The organism is Enterobacter sp. JMULE2 (genome assembly GCF_013337145.1).
Taxonomy (GTDB): domain Bacteria; phylum Pseudomonadota; class Gammaproteobacteria; order Enterobacterales; family Enterobacteriaceae; genus Enterobacter; species Enterobacter mori.
This window is the reverse complement of record NZ_SGWD01000010.1, coordinates 1,104,590-1,121,918: the sequence shown is the minus strand read 5'-3', so window position 1 is coordinate 1,121,918 and position 17,329 is coordinate 1,104,590. Positions and strand designations below refer to the sequence as shown.

General features: G+C 56.1%; 17 protein-coding genes. 8 read left to right on the top strand and 9 right to left on the bottom strand.

Features of this window, described 5'->3' with window-relative positions:
• Positions 1 to 7: 7 nt before the first annotated feature.
• Positions 8 to 808, bottom strand: coding sequence for a PTS mannose transporter subunit IIC (gene manY / locus EXW94_RS06135; protein WP_008500490.1), 801 nt, complete (start codon positions 806 to 808; stop codon positions 8 to 10).
• A 47-nt stretch (positions 809 to 855) separates the two neighbouring features.
• Positions 856 to 1,818 (bottom strand): PTS mannose transporter subunit IIAB, encoded by a 963-nt coding sequence (manX, locus tag EXW94_RS06130; RefSeq protein WP_108417600.1) that lies wholly within the window; start codon positions 1,816 to 1,818, stop codon positions 856 to 858.
• Between the two features lie 262 nt (positions 1,819 to 2,080).
• Here manX and EXW94_RS28560 point away from each other — a divergent pair, with 262 nt between their 5' ends.
• Positions 2,081 to 2,290: a hypothetical protein gene (locus EXW94_RS28560; protein WP_375336641.1), complete on the top strand. Its 210-nt coding sequence runs from the start codon at positions 2,081 to 2,083 to the stop codon at positions 2,288 to 2,290.
• Positions 2,278 to 3,837 carry a CNNM family cation transport protein YoaE gene (gene yoaE, locus EXW94_RS06125; protein WP_108417601.1) on the top strand — a complete coding sequence of 520 codons (1,560 nt, stop codon included), beginning with the start codon at positions 2,278 to 2,280 and terminating at the stop codon, positions 3,835 to 3,837. The genes EXW94_RS28560 and yoaE overlap by 13 nt, the downstream gene beginning before the upstream one ends.
• 6 nt (positions 3,838 to 3,843) lie before the next feature.
• Here yoaE and EXW94_RS06120 read toward each other — a convergent pair whose 3' ends face one another.
• From EXW94_RS06120 to pabB, 4 genes are all read right to left on the bottom strand, one after another.
• Entirely contained in the window at positions 3,844 to 5,442 is a 1,599-nt protein-coding gene (locus EXW94_RS06120) for an EAL domain-containing protein (protein ID WP_174339731.1), read from the bottom strand.
• A gap of 130 nt (positions 5,443 to 5,572) precedes the next feature.
• Positions 5,573 to 6,937 (bottom strand): L-serine ammonia-lyase, encoded by a 1,365-nt coding sequence (sdaA, locus tag EXW94_RS06115; RefSeq protein WP_010432687.1) that lies wholly within the window; start codon positions 6,935 to 6,937, stop codon positions 5,573 to 5,575.
• A gap of 184 nt (positions 6,938 to 7,121) precedes the next feature.
• Entirely contained in the window at positions 7,122 to 7,700 is a 579-nt protein-coding gene (locus EXW94_RS06110; protein ID WP_108417604.1) for a CoA pyrophosphatase, read from the bottom strand.
• 3 nt (positions 7,701 to 7,703) lie between these two features.
• Complete coding sequence (gene pabB, locus EXW94_RS06105; RefSeq protein ID WP_120158004.1) at positions 7,704 to 9,032, bottom strand: aminodeoxychorismate synthase component 1; 1,329 nt, start codon at positions 9,030 to 9,032, stop codon at positions 7,704 to 7,706.
• Between the two features lie 61 nt (positions 9,033 to 9,093).
• On the opposite strand from pabB, the gene EXW94_RS06100 reads away from it, so the two are divergent.
• Complete coding sequence (locus tag EXW94_RS06100; RefSeq protein ID WP_108417606.1) at positions 9,094 to 9,285, top strand: YoaH family protein; 192 nt, start codon at positions 9,094 to 9,096, stop codon at positions 9,283 to 9,285.
• A gap of 6 nt (positions 9,286 to 9,291) precedes the next feature.
• Here EXW94_RS06100 and EXW94_RS06095 read toward each other — a convergent pair whose 3' ends face one another.
• Entirely contained in the window at positions 9,292 to 9,636 is a 345-nt protein-coding gene (locus EXW94_RS06095; RefSeq protein ID WP_008500498.1) for a RidA family protein, read from the bottom strand.
• Between the two features lie 133 nt (positions 9,637 to 9,769).
• On the opposite strand from EXW94_RS06095, the gene EXW94_RS06090 reads away from it, so the two are divergent.
• From EXW94_RS06090 to rnd, 5 genes are all read left to right on the top strand, one after another.
• Entirely contained in the window at positions 9,770 to 11,680 is a 1,911-nt protein-coding gene (locus tag EXW94_RS06090; protein WP_100166045.1) for an ATP-dependent DNA helicase, read from the top strand.
• Positions 11,681 to 11,746: 66 nt separating this feature from the next.
• Positions 11,747 to 12,442 carry a tRNA (adenosine(37)-N6)-threonylcarbamoyltransferase complex dimerization subunit type 1 TsaB gene (gene tsaB / locus EXW94_RS06085; RefSeq protein ID WP_174339730.1) on the top strand — a complete coding sequence of 232 codons (696 nt, stop codon included), beginning with the start codon at positions 11,747 to 11,749 and terminating at the stop codon, positions 12,440 to 12,442.
• 37 nt (positions 12,443 to 12,479) lie between these two features.
• Entirely contained in the window at positions 12,480 to 13,061 is a 582-nt protein-coding gene (locus EXW94_RS06080) for a Slp family lipoprotein (protein WP_010432706.1), read from the top strand.
• A 203-nt stretch (positions 13,062 to 13,264) separates the two neighbouring features.
• Positions 13,265 to 14,950, top strand: coding sequence for a long-chain-fatty-acid--CoA ligase FadD (fadD, locus tag EXW94_RS06075; protein ID WP_126816329.1), 1,686 nt, complete (start codon positions 13,265 to 13,267; stop codon positions 14,948 to 14,950).
• Between the two features lie 83 nt (positions 14,951 to 15,033).
• Positions 15,034 to 16,149 (top strand): ribonuclease D, encoded by a 1,116-nt coding sequence (gene rnd / locus EXW94_RS06070; protein WP_174339939.1) that lies wholly within the window; start codon positions 15,034 to 15,036, stop codon positions 16,147 to 16,149.
• A gap of 73 nt (positions 16,150 to 16,222) precedes the next feature.
• Here the strand turns inward: rnd and minE are convergent, their stop codons facing one another.
• On the bottom strand, positions 16,223 to 16,492 hold the full coding sequence (gene minE / locus EXW94_RS06065) for a cell division topological specificity factor MinE (RefSeq protein WP_010432714.1): 270 nt from the start codon (positions 16,490 to 16,492) through the stop codon (positions 16,223 to 16,225).
• Positions 16,493 to 16,495: 3 nt separating this feature from the next.
• Complete coding sequence (minD, locus tag EXW94_RS06060; protein WP_089598218.1) at positions 16,496 to 17,308, bottom strand: septum site-determining protein MinD; 813 nt, start codon at positions 17,306 to 17,308, stop codon at positions 16,496 to 16,498.
• Between the last annotated feature and the right edge of the window lie 21 nt (positions 17,309 to 17,329).

Genomic DNA, 17,329 nt, shown 5'->3' with positions numbered 1-17,329 from the left:
TCACCTGCTAGTCCAGTTCGTTATCGAGATCGTTGTTACCAGCAGCCTGCGCTGGGGCACCCGCGACGCGGTTATATTTCGGGCTGAGCTGGATGTAGAGAATCGCCATCACTGCACCAATCACACCCAGAGCGACCAGGTTGAAGTTGGTGAAGGCGGCGGTCACGAAGCCGAGGTAGAAGAACGGCATCAGGTAGCCTGCGCGCATCATGTTGATGACCATCGCGTAACCGACAACCACGATCATGCCGCCTGCGATGTTCAGACCGCCGGTGACCACTTCTGGAATGGCGTTCAGCATGCTCTGGACTTCACTCGTACCGACAGAGATCGCCACGATAACCGCCGGGATCGCAATACGCATCGCCTGCAGGAACAGGGACGACACGTGGATCCAGGATAGCGCCGTCAGGTTGCCGTTTTCGGCCGCCTTATCCGCCGCGTGCTGGAAGGCAACGGTGATGGTACGCACGATGATGGTCAGAACCTGGCCTGCTGCAGCCAGTGGGATCGCCAGGGCGATACCGGCACCAATACTTTGATGACCGGCAATAACCAGAACGGTTGAGATAATCGACGCCAGCGCGGCATCGGGCGCAACCGCTGCACCGATGTTCATCCAGCCGAGGGCAATCATTTCCAGGGTACCACCGATGATGATACCGGTTTTCATATCACCGAGAACGGCACCGATCAACGTACAGGCCACCAGCGGACGGTGGAACTGAAATTCATCAAGTACGGATTCCATACCCGCAATACATGCGACGACGAACACCAGCACAATCTGAAGAGTGGTAATCTCCATTGTACTTCTCCTATTGCATAAGCTTTATGTGAAAAACCGGCGCGGGCTTATTTCCCAACTTTGCCGATCAAATCCATCATTTTCAGTTTCTGATCCGTGGAAACCTTACGGGCTTCCAGCTCAATACCGCGTGCATTCAGCTTGTTGAATGCCTCAATATCTTTTTCATCAACCGAAATCGCGTTGTTGACCTGCGTTTTGCCCTGACGGAAAGCCATACCACCAATGTTAACGGAGGTGATTTTCACGCCGCCTTCAACAATGCGCTCGACGTCTGTTGGGTTAGTGAACAGAAGCATCACGCGCTCGCCCGCATATTTCGGGTTGTTGTAGACGCGGATCATCTTGGCCACATCCACCACGTGCGCGGTAACGCCTGGAGGGGCAACCTGAGTCAGAAGGGTTTTACGTACGGTATCCGCAGCCACTTCGTCACTGACGACGATGATGCGGCGAACGTTGGTCTCTTTGGTCCAGCGTGTCGCCACCTGGCCGTGGATTAAGCGGTCATCAATACGCGCAAGCCCGATGACCATATAATCGTTCGGGCCCATCGGTTTCGCTGGGGCTGCAGCTTTCGGTGCCGCCGCGGCCGGGGCGGGTTTTTCAACCGGTTGCGCTTTAAGCGCCTTAACGCCTTCACGCCCGGTTTCCACCGCCAGGGCCACAAGCTCATCGAAGCTCGGGTTGTCGTCGCGCGCCATGAAGGTTTCCACCAGCATCGGGATATTCACCCCGGCGACAACTTCATAGTGCTCTTTATCGACGACAATACGGCTGGCAGCATTAAACGGGCTGCCGCCCCACGTATCGACGAGAAACAGCACGCCTTTGCTGGTATCCAGCTTCGCGAGTTGAGCGTTGTACTTCTCTATCAGCGTCTCGGCGTTTTCACCGGGAACGAAATCGATCCAGCCGACGTTTTCCTGCTCGCCCAACAGCATCTCTGCCGTCTTGAGTAGCTGCTCAGCAGCCCAACCATGTGTGCCTATGACAATAGCAATGGTCACTTGCTACCTCCTTTTTATCATTAATACGCCTGTCGGGCAGACGTACTGAGAATCGTATTGGCGAACCGAATCGATTCAGATAAGGGTTAGAGTTAAATTAACTAAGACTTCCGCGAATTATTTTAGACAGTGAAAAAATAATTTATGTGATGAAGATCCGTAATTTAGCTTTCCCGATCGAGAAAATTCTCAACACAAATTTAGTCTTATTGCGTTTTTGCAAAAGAACGTAAATCTTTGCGTAAAACCTGTTATCTCTGATATGTTTAGCCTCCGTTTAATTGTTCAGGAGTACAGGGCTACAGCCCGCTATATGGACCGTCACCGACGTCAGTCATCTACCAGGCCATTCCGCGCCTTTTTCGCCGGCGATCCTCGCCAGATCTCGTCTCTGTTTGCCTCTGTTTTGCCCACATTGAGTGGGGCACCGTTTTGTCATTCCTTTAGCAGGAGCTTGCCATGGAATTCTTAATGGACCCGTCAATCTGGGTAGGATTGCTCACGCTGGTCGTACTCGAGATCGTTCTCGGTATTGATAACCTGGTGTTCATCGCCATCCTTGCAGACAAACTGCCGCCAAAACAGCGTGATAAAGCACGTCTGATTGGTCTGTCGCTGGCCTTGATCATGCGACTGGGATTGCTGTCCGTCATTTCGTGGATGGTCACGCTGACCAAGCCACTGTTCTCCGTGATGGATTACACCTTCTCCGGCCGTGACTTGATCATGCTGATCGGGGGGATATTCCTGCTCTTCAAAGCGACGACGGAGCTACACGAACGGCTTGAAAACCGGCAGCATGATGATGGTCATGGTAAGGGCTATGCCAGCTTCTGGGTCGTGGTACTGCAAATTGTCGTGCTTGACGCGGTCTTCTCGCTGGATGCGGTTATTACCGCGGTCGGTATGGTGAACCACCTGCCGGTGATGATGGCGGCTGTCGTCATTGCGATGGCGGTGATGCTGCTGGCGTCGAAACCGCTGACGCGTTTCGTGAACCAGCACCCAACGGTGGTCGTGCTGTGTCTGAGCTTCCTGCTGATGATTGGTCTCAGCCTGGTGGCAGAAGGCTTTGGCTTCCATATTCCGAAAGGCTACCTGTACGCCGCGATTGGTTTCTCGATCATCATTGAGCTGTTTAACCAGATTGCGCGCCGCAACTTCATTAAGCAGCAGTCAAACCAGCCGCTGCGCGCCCGTACCGCTGATGCGATTCTGCGCCTGATGGGCGGTCGTCGCCAGGTGAACGTACAGTCTGATAGCGAGAGCCGTAACCCGGTTCCGGTCCCTGAAGGGGCATTTGTTGAAGAAGAGCGCTACATGATCAACGGCGTGCTCTCCCTGGCCTCCCGTTCCTTGCGTGGGATAATGACCCCGCGCGGTGAAATCAGTTGGGTGGATGCCAACCTGAGCGTGGACGAGATTCGCCAGCAGCTCCTCTCTTCACCGCACAGCCTGTTCCCGGTGTGCCGTGGCGAACTGGATGAAATCATCGGCGTGGTCCGTGCCAAAGAGATGCTGGTGGCGCTGGAAGAGGGCGTCAACGTGGAAGCGATTGCGGCCTCGTCGCCTGCGATTGTCGTTCCGGAAACGCTGGATCCCATCAACCTGCTGGGCGTGCTGCGTCGCGCACGCGGTAGCTTCGTTATCGTCACCAACGAATTTGGCGTGGTTCAGGGTCTTGTCACGCCGCTGGACGTACTGGAAGCGATTGCAGGGGAATTCCCGGATGCGGACGAAACGCCGGAAATCGTTGCGGACGGCGAAGGTTGGTTGGTCAAAGGTACTACTGACCTGCACGCGCTCTCGCATACGCTGGGGCTGGAAAATGTCATTAACGATGAAGAAGACATTGCCACCGTGGCAGGGCTTGTGATTTCGGTTAACGGTCAGATCCCGCGTATCGGCGATGTGATTGAACTGCCGCCGTTGCATATCACCATTGTCGAAGCCAACGACTATCGCGTTGATATGGTGCGTATTGTTAAAGAGCAATCTGCACACGACGAAGAAGAGTAAACTTTTTCAGCGTAACGGCATTAAGGGCACGATGTGTCCATTGTGATGTGCTGGCGGGGGAGAACTTCCCGCCAGCCATTTCGGAAACTCCCGCAGCGGCATTGGCCGCGCAAAGAAATATCCCTGCAAAATATGCACCCCGTGGCGACGTAAATACCGTGACTGTTCCTCGGTTTCTACTCCTTCCGCCACCAGTTCAATATTCAGCCGCTGGCCCAGCGCAATAATGATATCCGTCACCGTTGAGTTTACGGCATCGGTCCCTATGGCGGTGGTAAAGGATTTATCAATTTTCAGCACGTCAGGATGGAGCTTTTCGAGCCAGGAGAGAGAACTGTTGCCGGTGCCAAAATCATCAATGGCGAGCTTAACGCCTTTTCGATGCAGCTCGCGCACTATGCGGTAATCCACGTCCCTCAGGGCATCGCGCTCCGTAAGCTCAACCACCAGCTGCTGGGCCGGGTTTGCACTGAACCACGATTGATTCAGATCCTGCAGCAGGGCGGCGTGGCGGAAGTGGCTGGCGGCCACGTTAATACCGATATGAAAATCGGACGTGGCGGGGAAGTAGCCTATCTGACGTACCGTTTCGGTGATGACATAGCGGGTGAGCGGAATAATCAGGTTGTGTTCTTCTGCCAGAGGAATAAATACGTCCGGCGAGATCCACCCCTGACGAGGGTTATTCCAGCGCAGCAGGATCTCAACGCCGACGCAATCCTGGGTGCGGGCATTGACCAGAGGTTGGCAAAACAGCTCAAATTCCCGCGCCGCAAGCCCCATGTTTATTTCCCATGTAAAGCTCATTCGACGCGCGGTGGCCAGCCAGGCAATGTAGCCCAGCAGCAAGCTCAGCATCAGTGCCAGCGGTAATTGTGTCGGCAGATTTTTGAGTGCTATTGAGCCTGGACCCGGCCCGCTCACGGTGATGCTGAAGGGGTAGCGCGTTGATGCCAGCGACAGAAGCACATCGCCATCATCAAACGTCAGGGTATCCGTAACCTGCTGACCGTAGCGCAGGTAATGATTACCGACGGATAAACCCACATCGGTAATCAGTGGTCGCTGCGGTTCAAGGATCATTCTGGTGAGAAGGTCGATATTGACAACCTCCATCACCCCGTCCTCGCCGTCACCTGAAGCCGGATACCACTGAATGAGGATCGGGCTGCCCTTCAGCAACCACTGGTCGGTCGACAATACCAGCCGGGGTTCTTGCGCGGGAAAAATCGGCAGGAACGTGCTTGCAGGCACGCTGCGTGAACCGAAAATACTCGAGCAGTAGAGAATTCCATCTTTAATCAGGGCAATTGAGCGGACGGTCTGCAGAATGGCCGCCTGTTTGCGTAATACCAGTTGGGCCTGGCTGCAGGGCTGTCCAACCAGGGCCTGTAAAACATCTCGGCGGTTTTCCAGTGAAAGCAGCACTTTTTCGAGGGAGTGTACCGTATGGTCGGCAAAATTCTGGATGCGCTCCTGATTGACGTTACGCTGCGAAATAAACCGAATGCCCAACGTCAGGATGAGCGTAAGGAGCGCAACCGTGACACAGACGATAACGCGTTTTCGGCGATAATCTTTAATGATCGCTTGTGCTTTTTGCATGAACGGTCGCTCTGTAAGCCACCAGCCCCAAAAGCCGGACGCAACAGAGAAAGTGTAGTGGGGATTACATAATGAGACGAGGCGTGACGTTAAAATTCGCCCATCCGTTGCAGATGGGCGAAGGGAAGTATTAGTCGCACTGCACCTTAATGGCCAGACCGCCTCGTGAGGTTTCACGGTATTTGGCGTTCATGTCCTTGCCGGTTTCGTACATGGTTTCGATCACTTTATCCAGTGAAACGCGAGGTTCGCTGGTACGACGCATCGCCATACGGGAGGCGTTGATCGCTTTCACCGACGCAATGGCGTTACGCTCGATGCAAGGCACCTGCACCTGGCCTGCCACCGGGTCACAGGTCAGCCCCAGGTTATGCTCCATGCCGATTTCAGCCGCCACGCACACCTGCTCAGGACTTGCACCCAGCAGTTCCGCGAGGCCAGCCGCTGCCATTGAGCAGGCTACGCCCACTTCACCCTGACAGCCTACTTCCGCGCCAGAAATTGAGGCGTTCATCTTGTACAGCGCACCGATCGCACCCGCAGCCAGGAAGTAACGGATGTAGATATCCGCCGTCACCGGTTCGATAAAGTGGTCATAGTAGGCCAGTACCGCTGGCACAATGCCGCATGCACCGTTGGTTGGCGCCGTCACGACGCGGCCACCGGCGGCGTTCTCTTCGTTCACGGCCAGGGCAAACATGTTCACCCAGTCGACCACGTTCATCGGATCGTTAGAGAACTTGTCCGTCGTCACCAGCATACGGCGCAGCGCGGAGGCACGGCGCGGCACGCGAAGTGGACCCGGCAATACGCCTTCGGTATTCATCCCGCGATCGATACAGGCACGCATGGTTTGCCAGACGTTTGCAAAATAGTCTTCAATCTCTTTCTTGCTGTGCAGCGCCAGTTCGTTCTGCATCACCATGCCGGAAAGCGACAGGCCGGTCTCTTTGCAGTAGCCCAACATCTCGGTAGCAGATTTGAACGGGTAGGGCACGTTAACGTCGCCTACGCTGTCTTTGCCAAAATGTTCTTCATCAACGATAAAACCGCCGCCGATGGAGTAGTAGGTTTTGCTGTAGATCTCTTTTTCGCCGTTCCACGCATGGATGGTCATGCCGTTTTCATGCAGCGGCAGGTTGTCGCTGCGAAAACGCATGCCGTCATCCTGTGGGAAATCCACTTCGTGCTGGCCGTTTGCCAGCAGCAGGCGACCGCGCGCTTCCACGTCGCGGATAAATGCCGGAATGGCATCAATATCAACGGTGTCCGGCATATTACCTGCCAGACCCATAATAATGGCGATATCGGTGTGGTGGCCTTTACCCGTTAATGACAGCGAACCGTAGACGTCTACGGCAACACGGGTAACGCTTTCCAGTAATCCTTTTTCGACCAGATCATCGACGAACTGTTTACCGGCCTTCATCGGCCCTACAGTGTGGGAAGAAGACGGACCAATCCCCACTTTGAACATGTCGAATATACTAATCACTTTTACACTCCTGACAGGGTTACCGGGGTTCCAGTAACGATGTTATAACTGCGCATAGTGTAAGAGGGAACACCAACCTCGGCTTAACTATTCACATGAATTAAACTAATGGTTAACGATGGTTTTGCTAATAGCGCGACAGCGATCGCAAACCTGCCAGAAAAGGGTGGAATGTAAAGTATAGTCAAGGTTTCAGGCCGATCTGCAACGCCAGCTCACGAATGATGCCCGCCGTCATGCCCCAGACAAAATAATGCTGATACCAGGACAACCACACCCGATGGTCATGTCCACGACGCTGAATATCCAGCGGGTGATAACGGCTCAGTCGGAGGGCTTCTTCCAGCGGCATTTCAAACACCGCAGAGACTTCATCGACGCTGGCGTGATACTGAAGATCGGGGGGAATAATGCCGACCACCGGGGTCACCTGGAAACCGGTGACGCTGTCGACAGGGGGTAATACGCCAACGATCTCGACGGCTTCTGGTGGAATCGCGACCTCTTCCTGTGCTTCCCGCAGCGCGGCGGCAATCAGCGACGCATCGGTGCTATCCACTGCGCCGCCCGGAAAGGCGACCTGACCGGCATGTTTACGCATATGCGGCGATCGCTGGGTAAGCAACAGGCCCGGCTGTTCGCGCCGCACCACCGGGATCAGCACCGCCGCCTGACGTTGATTCAGCGCTTCACGGTTCACCGCAGGTCGCAAAAGCTGAAAGCGCGACAAAAAATCATCCAGCGTCAGGTTCTCTTTTTCCACCCGTCAGGTCTCCAGCTGTTGAAGGATACGGTTAACTTTATCAAAAGTTTCCTGATATTCCGCATCGACCTGGCTGTCGGCCACAATGCCGCCCCCTGCGGAACAGTACAGATTCCCGTCGCAGGCTGTTAGCGTGCGGATAGTGATACTGGTATCCATGGTCCCGCAAAGGCTCACATAGCCGATGCTGCCGCACCAGGCGTTGCGGCGGTGCGGCTCCAGTTCATCGATAATTTCCATCGCCCGCACTTTGGGGGCGCCGGTGATGGAGCCTCCCGGAAACGCGGCGCGGAGCAGATCGCAGGCTGTGCGCGAGGCGGGCAGCTGTGCGGTGACGGTGCTGACAAGATGATGCACCGCCGGGAAAGGCTCGACGACGAACAGTTCGGGCACGCGGACGCTGCCCGGCACCGCGACCCGGCCAATATCGTTACGCATCAGGTCGACGATCATCAGGTTTTCCGCGCGGTCTTTCGGGGAGGCGGCGAGTTTTTCCGCCTGCTTGCGGTCGGCCTCGGGATCGGCAAGACGCGGCAAAGTACCTTTAATCGGACGGGTTTGAATCGTGCCCTCGGTCAGATGAATAAAACGCTCGGGCGACAGGCTGAGGACCGCCCCCTGTTCCAGACGCACAAACGCGCTGAAGGGCGCCTTATTGCTGGCATTAAGACGGGTAAACGCCTGCCACTCATCTCCCCGGTATGTCGCCTGGAAACGTTGGGCGAGGTTGACCTGGTAGCAGTCACCGCTGTGCAGATACGCCTGAACGCGCGCGAATTTTTCGGCATACTCCGCTGCGCTCATATTTGAACGCCAGTCGGAGGTCAGCGTGAACGGCCCTGCAGGTGCAGGCTGTTGCGCCTCAAGCCACACCAGACGCGCCTGCACGTCACGATGGCTTAGCAGGGAAACCGTTTTTTTCTGGTGATCAACAATTAATGCCCAGTCGTAAAGTCCCACCGCCATATCGGGCAGCGGAATATCATCCTGAGCAAGATCAGGCAGCGTTTCGAAACGGCGACCCAGATCGTAACCAAACAGACCCAGCGCGCCCCCCTGAAAAGGCAGGTCCGGGTTCGGTGTGGCAGATAAGCCCAGCGCGTTAATGGCTTGCTGAAGCTGCACCAGCGGATCGTCCGTTAACGACAGGTCATCGGTTGTCAGCGTCTTGACCGGGTCGGCCACGACAATATCAAACCGGCTGTAGGGGTGATCCGCATGGCCGGAGTGCAGCAGCATCGCAAACGGAAGGTGGCTCAGGCGAGCAAACCAGAACTCAGCGGCGTCAGCACGCCAGGGCAGGGTAATAACAGTGGGGAAGCGCATGTTCATGTATGGCATACTACCGGGCAGCGTGAAATAATTAGCGCGAATAATTTAGCAGGAGTTGACGATGTTTGCAGGTTTACCTTCTCTGAGCCATGAACAGCAGCAGAAAGCGGTTGAACGTATCCAGGAACTGATGTCCCAGGGGATGAGCAGCGGACAGGCGATTACCGTTGTCGCTCAGGAGATTCGCGCCAGTCATTCCGGCGAGCGGATTGTGGCGCGATTCGAAGATGAAGATGAAGATCAAGAAGAGTAATCGGGCTTACACCGCCGCGATAATCTTGATCTCGACCTTGTACTCCGGTTTCATCAGCGTGGCCTGTACGGTGCAGCGTACAGGCGCGTGACCCGCCACCACCCACGCATCCCAGGCTTTGTTCATCGCCGCGAAATCGTCCTTGTTTGCCAGGAAAATCGTCGCATCCAGAATGCGCGATTTGTCGCTGCCCTGTTTTTCCAGCACCGCGTCAATCTGCGCCAGGGTGTTCGCCGTCTGCTCGAACGCATCCGCGTCCAGGTTAGCCGGTACGCCGGTGTAGTAGAGCGTCTGGTTATGGATCACCACATCAGACCAGCGGGCTTCGGCATCAATGCGCACAATCGTCATAAACGTTTCCTCGTTATTTTGCGTATTCAGGCGGCAAGACTGCCATATTGTGCATCTGTCGTCACTATTTGGGGTGGCACAGGAAAGGATGGGCTGACATAATCCCTGTGCAAAAATACAGTGAGAGAGCACCGTGGCAGACGATTTTTCCCCTGAAGGTCAATTAGCGCAGGCTATCCCCGGCTTCAAACCCCGTGAACCTCAGCGTCAGATGGCGCACGCCGTTGCGCACGCTATCGATAAGGCTCAGCCGCTGGTGGTCGAAGCCGGAACCGGCACGGGTAAAACCTATGCTTACCTTGCTCCGGCGCTGCGGGCGAAGAAGAAGGTGATTATTTCCACAGGATCGAAGGCGCTGCAGGATCAGCTCTACAGCCGCGATTTGCCCACGGTGGCGAAAGCGCTGAAATACAAAGGGCGTCTGGCTCTGCTGAAAGGGCGTTCTAACTACCTTTGCCTTGAGCGTCTCGAGCAGCAGGCGCTGGCGGGTGGCGATCTGCCGGTACAGACGCTGAGCGACGTCATTATCCTTCGGTCATGGGCGAACCAGACCGAAGAGGGGGACATCAGCACCTGCGCGAGCGTGCCGGAAGACTCTCCTGCCTGGCCGCTGGTGACCAGCACCAACGATAACTGCCTCGGCAGCGACTGCCCGCTGTATAAAGACTGCTTTGTGGTTAAAGCCCGCAAAACTGCCATGGACGCCGACGTCGTGGTGGTAAACCATCACCTGTTTCTCGCGGATATGGTGGTCAAAGACAGCGGTTTCGGCGAGCTGATCCCCGAGGCGGACGTGATGATCTTCGATGAAGCGCACCAGCTCCCGGATATCGCCAGCCAGTATTTCGGCCAGTCGCTCTCGAGCCGCCAGCTTCAGGACCTGGCGAAAGATTTCACCATCGCCTATCGCACCGAATTAAAAGATACCCAGCAGCTGCAGAAATGCGCCGACCGTCTGGCCCAAAGCGCGCAGGATTTCCGCTTACAGCTCGGCGAGCCGGGCTATCGCGGTAACCTGCGCGAACTGCTGGCGGACAAAAATATCCAGCGCGCGCTGCTGCTGCTCGATGATGCCCTGGAACTCTGCTACGACGTGGCGAAACTCTCGCTTGGACGCTCCGCGCTGTTAGATGCAGCGTTTGAACGCGCCACGCTGTATCGCGGGCGGCTCAAACGGCTGAAAGAGATTAACCAGCCGGGCTTCAGCTACTGGTATGAGTGCACCTCGCGGCATTTCACGCTGGCGCTCACGCCGCTGACGGTGGCGGATAAATTTAAAGAGGTGATGGCGCAAAAACCGGGAAGCTGGATCTTCACCTCGGCAACCCTGTCGGTGAATGACGATCTGCATCACTTCACGGAACGCCTCGGCATTGAGGAGGCGGAATCGCTGCTCCTGCCCAGCCCGTTCGATTACGAAAAACAGGCGCTGCTCTGCGTTCCCCGTAATCTGCCGCTGCCGAACCAGCCGGGCGCGGCGCGCCATCTGGCGGCGATGTTAAAACCGATGATTGAGGCCAACAACGGCCGCTGCTTTATGCTCTGCACCTCTCACGCCATGATGCGTGACCTCGCCGAGCAGTTCCGCGCCACCATGACGCTGCCGGTTCTGCTGCAGGGCGAAACCAGCAAAGGCCAGCTGTTACAGCAGTTTGTTTCCGCCGGTAATGCCCTGCTGGTGGCGACCAGCAGCTTCTGGGAAGGGGTCGACGTGCGCGGCGATACCCTCTCGCTGGTCATCATCGACAAACTGCCGTTTACGTCCCCGGACGATCCGCTGCTGAAGGCGCGGATGGAAGATTGCCGTCTGCGCGGAGGCGATCCGTTTGACGAGGTCCAGCTGCCGGACGCGGTGATTACCCTCAAGCAAGGAGTAGGGCGTTTGATCCGCGACGTTACCGATCGCGGGGTGCTGGTCATTTGCGATAACCGGCTGGTGATGCGTCCTTACGGGGCAACCTTCCTTGCCAGCCTGCCGCCCGCCCCGCGGACGCGGGACATAAAACGCGCGGTGCGCTTCCTGGCAAACCCAACGGCGGAGTAATTCGCCCCGGAGTGTGCTAAGATGCGCGCCATTTTGTGACTGACCCTTGCGAGAGCGCGACGACTGATGCGAATTCTGGCTATTGATACCGCGACAGAGGCTTGCTCTGTCGCTCTGTTGAACGACGGTGCTGTTTCTGCTCATTTCGAAGAGTGCCCACGGGAACACACCCAACGTATTCTGCCCCTGGTAAAAGCCATGTTAACCCAGGGCAACACCTCCTTAACCGACCTCGACGCGCTGGCCTTTGGCCGTGGCCCTGGCAGCTTTACGGGCGTGCGTATCGGGATTGGCATTGCGCAGGGGCTGGCGCTGGGCGCTGAACTGCCGATGATCGGCGTATCTACCCTCGCCACCATGGCGCAGGGTGCCTGGCGTATGACTGGCGCAACCCGCGTGCTGGCGGCGATTGATGCCCGTATGGGCGAAGTTTACTGGGCTGAATATACTCGTGATGAAAACGGCGTCTGGCACGGTGAAGAGACGGAAGCCGTGTTGACGCCTGATGCCGTCACCGAACGCCTGAAACAGCTCTCAGGCGAGTGGGCGACGGTAGGGACGGGCTGGCCGGCATGGCCGGAAATGGGGAACGACACCGGCGTAACGCTGGTTGACGGCAATATGCTTCTGCCTGCAGCCGAAGATATGCTTCCCATTGCCTGTCAGCTGTTCGCGAAAGGAAAAACCGTTGCCGTTGAACAGGCTGAGCCGGTTTATTTACGAAACACCGTTGCGTGGAAGAAACTTCCAGGCCGCGAGTGAATCTCAGTAACAGGAACTGAGAAAAAGGAGTCGCATCATGGCGGTTCAAACTAAAGTTGTTCGCCTTTTAATGGCAGGCGTTGTTGCCACAGCACTGAGCGGTTGCGTAACCGTTCCTGATGCGATTAAGGGCAGTAGCCCAACGCCACAGCAGGATCTGGTGCGCGTTATGAATGCGCCTGAGCTGTATGTTGGGCAGGAATCGCGCTTCGGCGGCAAGGTGATCGAGGTCTTTAACCAGCAGGGTAAAACCCGTCTGGAAATTGCGACGGTGCCGCTGGACAGCGGTGCTCGCCCCGTACTGGGGGAGGCCTCGCGCGGGCGCATTTATGCAGACGTCAGCGGTTTCCTTGACCCGGTCGATTTCCGTGGACAACTGGTGACCGTTGTGGGGCCGATTACCGGTTCGGTGCAGGGCAAAATCGGCAGCACGCCGTATAAATTTATGACCATGCAGGTGACGGGCTACAAACGCTGGCGTATTGCCCAGCAGGTCGTCATGCCGCCACAGCCGATCGATCCGTGGATGTGGGGCCCTCATCCTTACCGTTATGGTTACCCCGGCTGGGGCTGGTATAACCCGGGCCCGGCGCAGGTTCAAACGATCGTAACTGAGTAACTAACTGTTATTATTAGGAAAGAGACAGCGGCTCAGCCGCTGTCTCTGTTTTTTTACGGATAAAATGAAAAAAAAGAGTGACGCGCTTCGCAACCTGCAATCTGAACAATTAATAAACTGGTACGCTGAGTTAATATAATGTTAACAAACTGTTTATTATCGGGGCTGTGATGACGACGAATACTCATTTCAGAGGTGATGCATTGAAAAAGGTTTGGCTTAACCGGTATCCCGCAGATGTGCCTGCGGAGATCAATCCTGACCGTTATCAATCCCTGGTTGAATTATTTGAACACTCGGTGCGGCGTTACGCTGACCAGCCTGCGTTTGTGAACATGGGCGAAGTGATGACCTTCCGTAAGCTGGAAGAGCGTAGCCGGGCGTTTGCGGCGTATTTACAGGAAGGGCTGGGACTGCAAAAAGGGGACCGCGTCGCGCTGATGATGCCAAACCTGCTGCAATACCCGGTAGCGCTGTTCGGCATCCTGCGAGCCGGGATGATTGTCGTCAACGTGAACCCGCTGTATACCCCGCGAGAACTTGAGCATCAGTTGAACGACAGCGGCGCGGTCGCAATTGTCATTGTCTCGAACTTTGCCCACACGCTGGAAAAAGTGGTCGACAGAACCCAGGTAAAACACGTCATTCTGACGCGCATGGGCGATCAGCTTTCCACGGCCAAAGGCACGCTGGTTAACTTTGTCGTTAAATACGTGAAGCGGCTGGTACCAAAATATCACCTGCCGGACGCCATTTCCTTCCGCCGTGCGCTGCACGCGGGCTACCGTATGCAATACGTCAAACCGGAAGTAGTATCAGAGGATCTGGCGTTCCTGCAGTACACCGGTGGCACCACCGGCGTGGCGAAAGGCGCGATGTTGACGCACCGGAACATGCTGGCGAACCTTGAACAGGTGAACGCCACTTACGGGCCTCTGCTGCATCCGGGCAAAGAGGTGGTGATCACCGCGCTTCCTCTGTATCACATCTTTGCGCTGACCATGAACTGCCTGCTGTTTATTGAGCTGGGTGGTCAGAACATCCTCATCACCAATCCGCGCGATATCCCGGGCCTGGTGAAAGAGCTGGCGAAATATCCGTTCACCGCCATGACCGGGGTAAATACCCTGTTTAACGCGCTGCTTAATAACAAAGAGTTCCAGCAGCTGGACTTCTCCACGCTGCACCTCTCCGCAGGCGGCGGGATGCCCGTTCAGCAGGCGGTCGCCGAGCGCTGGGTGAAGCTGACGGGTCAGTATCTGCTGGAAGGCTATGGTCTGACGGAGTGCGCGCCGCTGGTGAGCGTGAACCCGCACGACATTGACTACCACAGCGGCAGCATTGGCCTGCCTGTTCCGTCGACCGAAGCGAAGCTGGTGGATGATGAGGATAACGAAGTGCCTCATGGTGAGCCAGGCGAGCTGTGCGTAAGAGGGCCGCAGGTGATGCTGGGCTACTGGCAACGTCCGGATGCTACGGACGAGATTATCAAAGACGGCTGGCTGCATACCGGCGATATTGCCGTGATGGACGACGAAGGTTTCCTGCGCATTGTCGATCGTAAGAAAGACATGATCCTGGTCTCCGGCTTTAACGTCTACCCGAACGAAATCGAAGATGTGGTCATGCAGCACAGCGGCGTGCTCGAAGTGGCGGCTGTGGGCGTCCCTTCCGGCAGCAGCGGTGAAGCGGTGAAGATATTTGTGGTCAAGAAAGATCCTTCGCTGAATGAGGAAGAGCTGATAACCTTCTGCCGTCGTCAGTTGACGGGCTACAAGGTGCCGAAGCTGGTGGAATTCCGCGATGAACTGCCAAAATCCAACGTCGGGAAGATATTACGACGAGAATTACGTGACGAAGCCCGTGCCAAAGTAGACAATAAGGCCTGAGCTTCACGTTAATCGCCCAGACGCCGGTTAAGCCGGCGTTTTTTATGGGCGCAAACAAAAGAGAAAATGATTTGAATTACCAGATGATCACGACCAACGACGAGCTGGCTTCGCTGTGCGAAGTGACGCGCGACTATCCCGCCATCGCCCTGGATACCGAGTTTGTCCGTACGAGAACCTATTATCCGCAGCTGGGCCTGATTCAGATGTACGACGGCAAACATGTCTCGCTGATTGACCCGCTCGGTATTACTGACTGGGCACCAATGCGCGAGTTGCTGCTGGATAGGGCCGTGACCAAATTCCTGCATGCGGGCAGTGAAGATCTGGAAGTGTTTATGAATACCTTTGGCATCATGCCGCAGCCGCTCATTGATACGCAGATCCTCGCGGCGTTCAGCGGGCGTCCGCTCTCATGGGGCTTTGCTGCCATGGTTGAGGAATACACCGGCCTGACGCTGGACAAAAGCGAATCCCGTACCGACTGGCTGGCGCGTCCGCTGACCGAGCGTCAGCTGGAATATGCGGCGGCAGACGTCTTCTACCTGCTGCCGATTGCCGGACAGCTGATGAAGGAGGCAGAAGCCTCCGGCTGGCTGTCTGCTGCGCTTGATGAGTGCCGAATGACCCAGCTGCGTCGTCAGGAAGTGGTTGACCCGAAAGAGGCCTGGCGCGATATCACAAACGCCTGGCAGCTTCGCACGCGTCAGCTGGCGTGCCTGCAGCTATTAGCGGACTGGCGTTTGCGCAAAGCGCGCGAGCGCGATCTGGCCGTGAATTTTGTGGTGCGTGAAGAGCATCTGTGGGCGGTCGCGCGCTACATGCCGGGCAGCATGGGTGAACTGGACAGCATTGGGCTTTCGGGTAGCGAAATTCGTTTCCACGGCAAAACCCTGCTCGCGCTGGTGGCACAGGCACAGCAAACGGCGGATGAAGACCTGCCGGAACCGCTGCTGAATCTGATGGATATGCCGGGCTATCGTAAAGCGTTTAAAGATATCAAGGCGCTGGTGCAGGACGTCGCAACGGAAAGCAAGCTGAGCGCGGAGCTCCTGGCATCACGTCGTCAGATTAATCAGTTGCTGAACTGGCACTGGAAGCTGAAGCCGCAGAATGGGCTGCCGGAGATGGTGGCGGGCTGGCGCGGGGAATTGATGGCCGATCGCCTGAATACGCTGCTGGAAGGTTATCCGCGATAAAAATATGCCGGGCGATATACCCGGCATATTCCCCCGGTGGCGCTGCGCTTACCGGGGCTACGAAATCACAAACCTACGGACGCGACTCTTCCGCTTCTGGCAACGTAACGTTTAGCTCCAGAATCGAAATATCCCCGTCTTTTTGCTCCAGCTGTACGGTGACCATCTCCGGGTCAATCTGCACGTACTTACAAATCACTTCCAGGATGTCCTTGCGCAGCTGCGGCAGGTAGTGAGGCTCGGCGTCGCTACGACGACGCTCCGCAACGATAATTTGCAGACGTTCTTTTGCGATGTTGGCGGTGCTTTTTTTCCGCGAGAGAAAAAAGTCCAGTAATGCCATAACTTATCCTCCGAACAGGCGTTTGAGGAAACCTTTCTTCTCTTCTTCAATGAAGCGGAAAGGACGTTCTTCTCCCAGCAGACGGTCAACGGTATCGGCGTAAGCTTTACCTGCATCTGCCATCGTATCCAGAATCACTGGCTCACCCTGGTTAGAGGCGCGTAACACGGACTGATCTTCCGGGATAACGCCAACCAGTTTGATGCGCAGGATCTCCAGCACGTCTTCCATGCTCAGCATGTCACCTTTGTTCACGCGGCCCGGGTTGTAACGGGTCAGCAGCAGGTGCTCTTTGATCGGTTCCTGACCATTTTCCGCACGGCGGGATTTTGAGGCGAGGATACCGAGAATTCGGTCTGAGTCACGCACGGACGAGACTTCAGGGTTCGTGGTGATGATGGCTTCATCCGCGAAGTAGAGCGCCATCAGCGCACCGGTTTCGATACCGGCAGGGGAGTCACAGACGACGAAGTCGAACTCCATCTTTTTCAGATCGTCGAGCACCTTTTCCACGCCTTCGCGGGTCAGCGCGTCTTTGTCACGGGTCTGAGACGCCGGAAGAATGTAGAGGTTCTCGGTGCGCTTGTCTTTAATCAGCGCCTGGTTAAGCGTGGCATCGCCCTGGATGACGTTTACGAAGTCATACACGACGCGACGCTCACAACCCATGATCAGGTCCAGGTTACGCAGGCCGATATCGAAATCGATAACGACGGTTTTCTTTCCCTTCTGGGCCAAACCAGTAGCGATGGCCGCGCTGGAGGTGGTCTTGCCAACGCCTCCTTTACCCGAAGTAACAACAATAATGCGTGCCATAGAAATTCCTTGTTAAAAAGG

Excerpts from the sequence above, each read along its gene's own strand:
- minD (WP_089598218.1), bottom strand. The coding sequence starts at position 17,308 with ATGGCACGCATTATTGTTGTTACTTCGGGTAAAGGAGGCGTTGGCAAG.
- EXW94_RS06100 (WP_108417606.1), top strand. The coding sequence starts at position 9,094 with ATGTTTGCAGGTTTACCTTCTCTGAGCCATGAACAGCAGCAGAAAGCG.
- EXW94_RS06080 (WP_010432706.1), top strand. The coding sequence starts at position 12,480 with ATGGCGGTTCAAACTAAAGTTGTTCGCCTTTTAATGGCAGGCGTTGTT.
- pabB (WP_120158004.1), bottom strand. The coding sequence starts at position 9,032 with ATGAACATGCGCTTCCCCACTGTTATTACCCTGCCCTGGCGTGCTGAC.
- EXW94_RS06095 (WP_008500498.1), bottom strand. The coding sequence starts at position 9,636 with ATGACGATTGTGCGCATTGATGCCGAAGCCCGCTGGTCTGATGTGGTG.
- rnd (WP_174339939.1), top strand. The coding sequence starts at position 15,034 with ATGATCACGACCAACGACGAGCTGGCTTCGCTGTGCGAAGTGACGCGC.
- EXW94_RS28560 (WP_375336641.1), top strand. The coding sequence starts at position 2,081 with ATGTTTAGCCTCCGTTTAATTGTTCAGGAGTACAGGGCTACAGCCCGC.
- yoaE (WP_108417601.1), top strand. The coding sequence starts at position 2,278 with ATGGAATTCTTAATGGACCCGTCAATCTGGGTAGGATTGCTCACGCTG.
- manY (WP_008500490.1), bottom strand. The coding sequence starts at position 808 with ATGGAGATTACCACTCTTCAGATTGTGCTGGTGTTCGTCGTCGCATGT.
- EXW94_RS06120 (WP_174339731.1), bottom strand. The coding sequence starts at position 5,442 with ATGCAAAAAGCACAAGCGATCATTAAAGATTATCGCCGAAAACGCGTT.
- tsaB (WP_174339730.1), top strand. The coding sequence starts at position 11,747 with ATGCGAATTCTGGCTATTGATACCGCGACAGAGGCTTGCTCTGTCGCT.
- minE (WP_010432714.1), bottom strand. The coding sequence starts at position 16,492 with ATGGCATTACTGGACTTTTTTCTCTCGCGGAAAAAAAGCACCGCCAAC.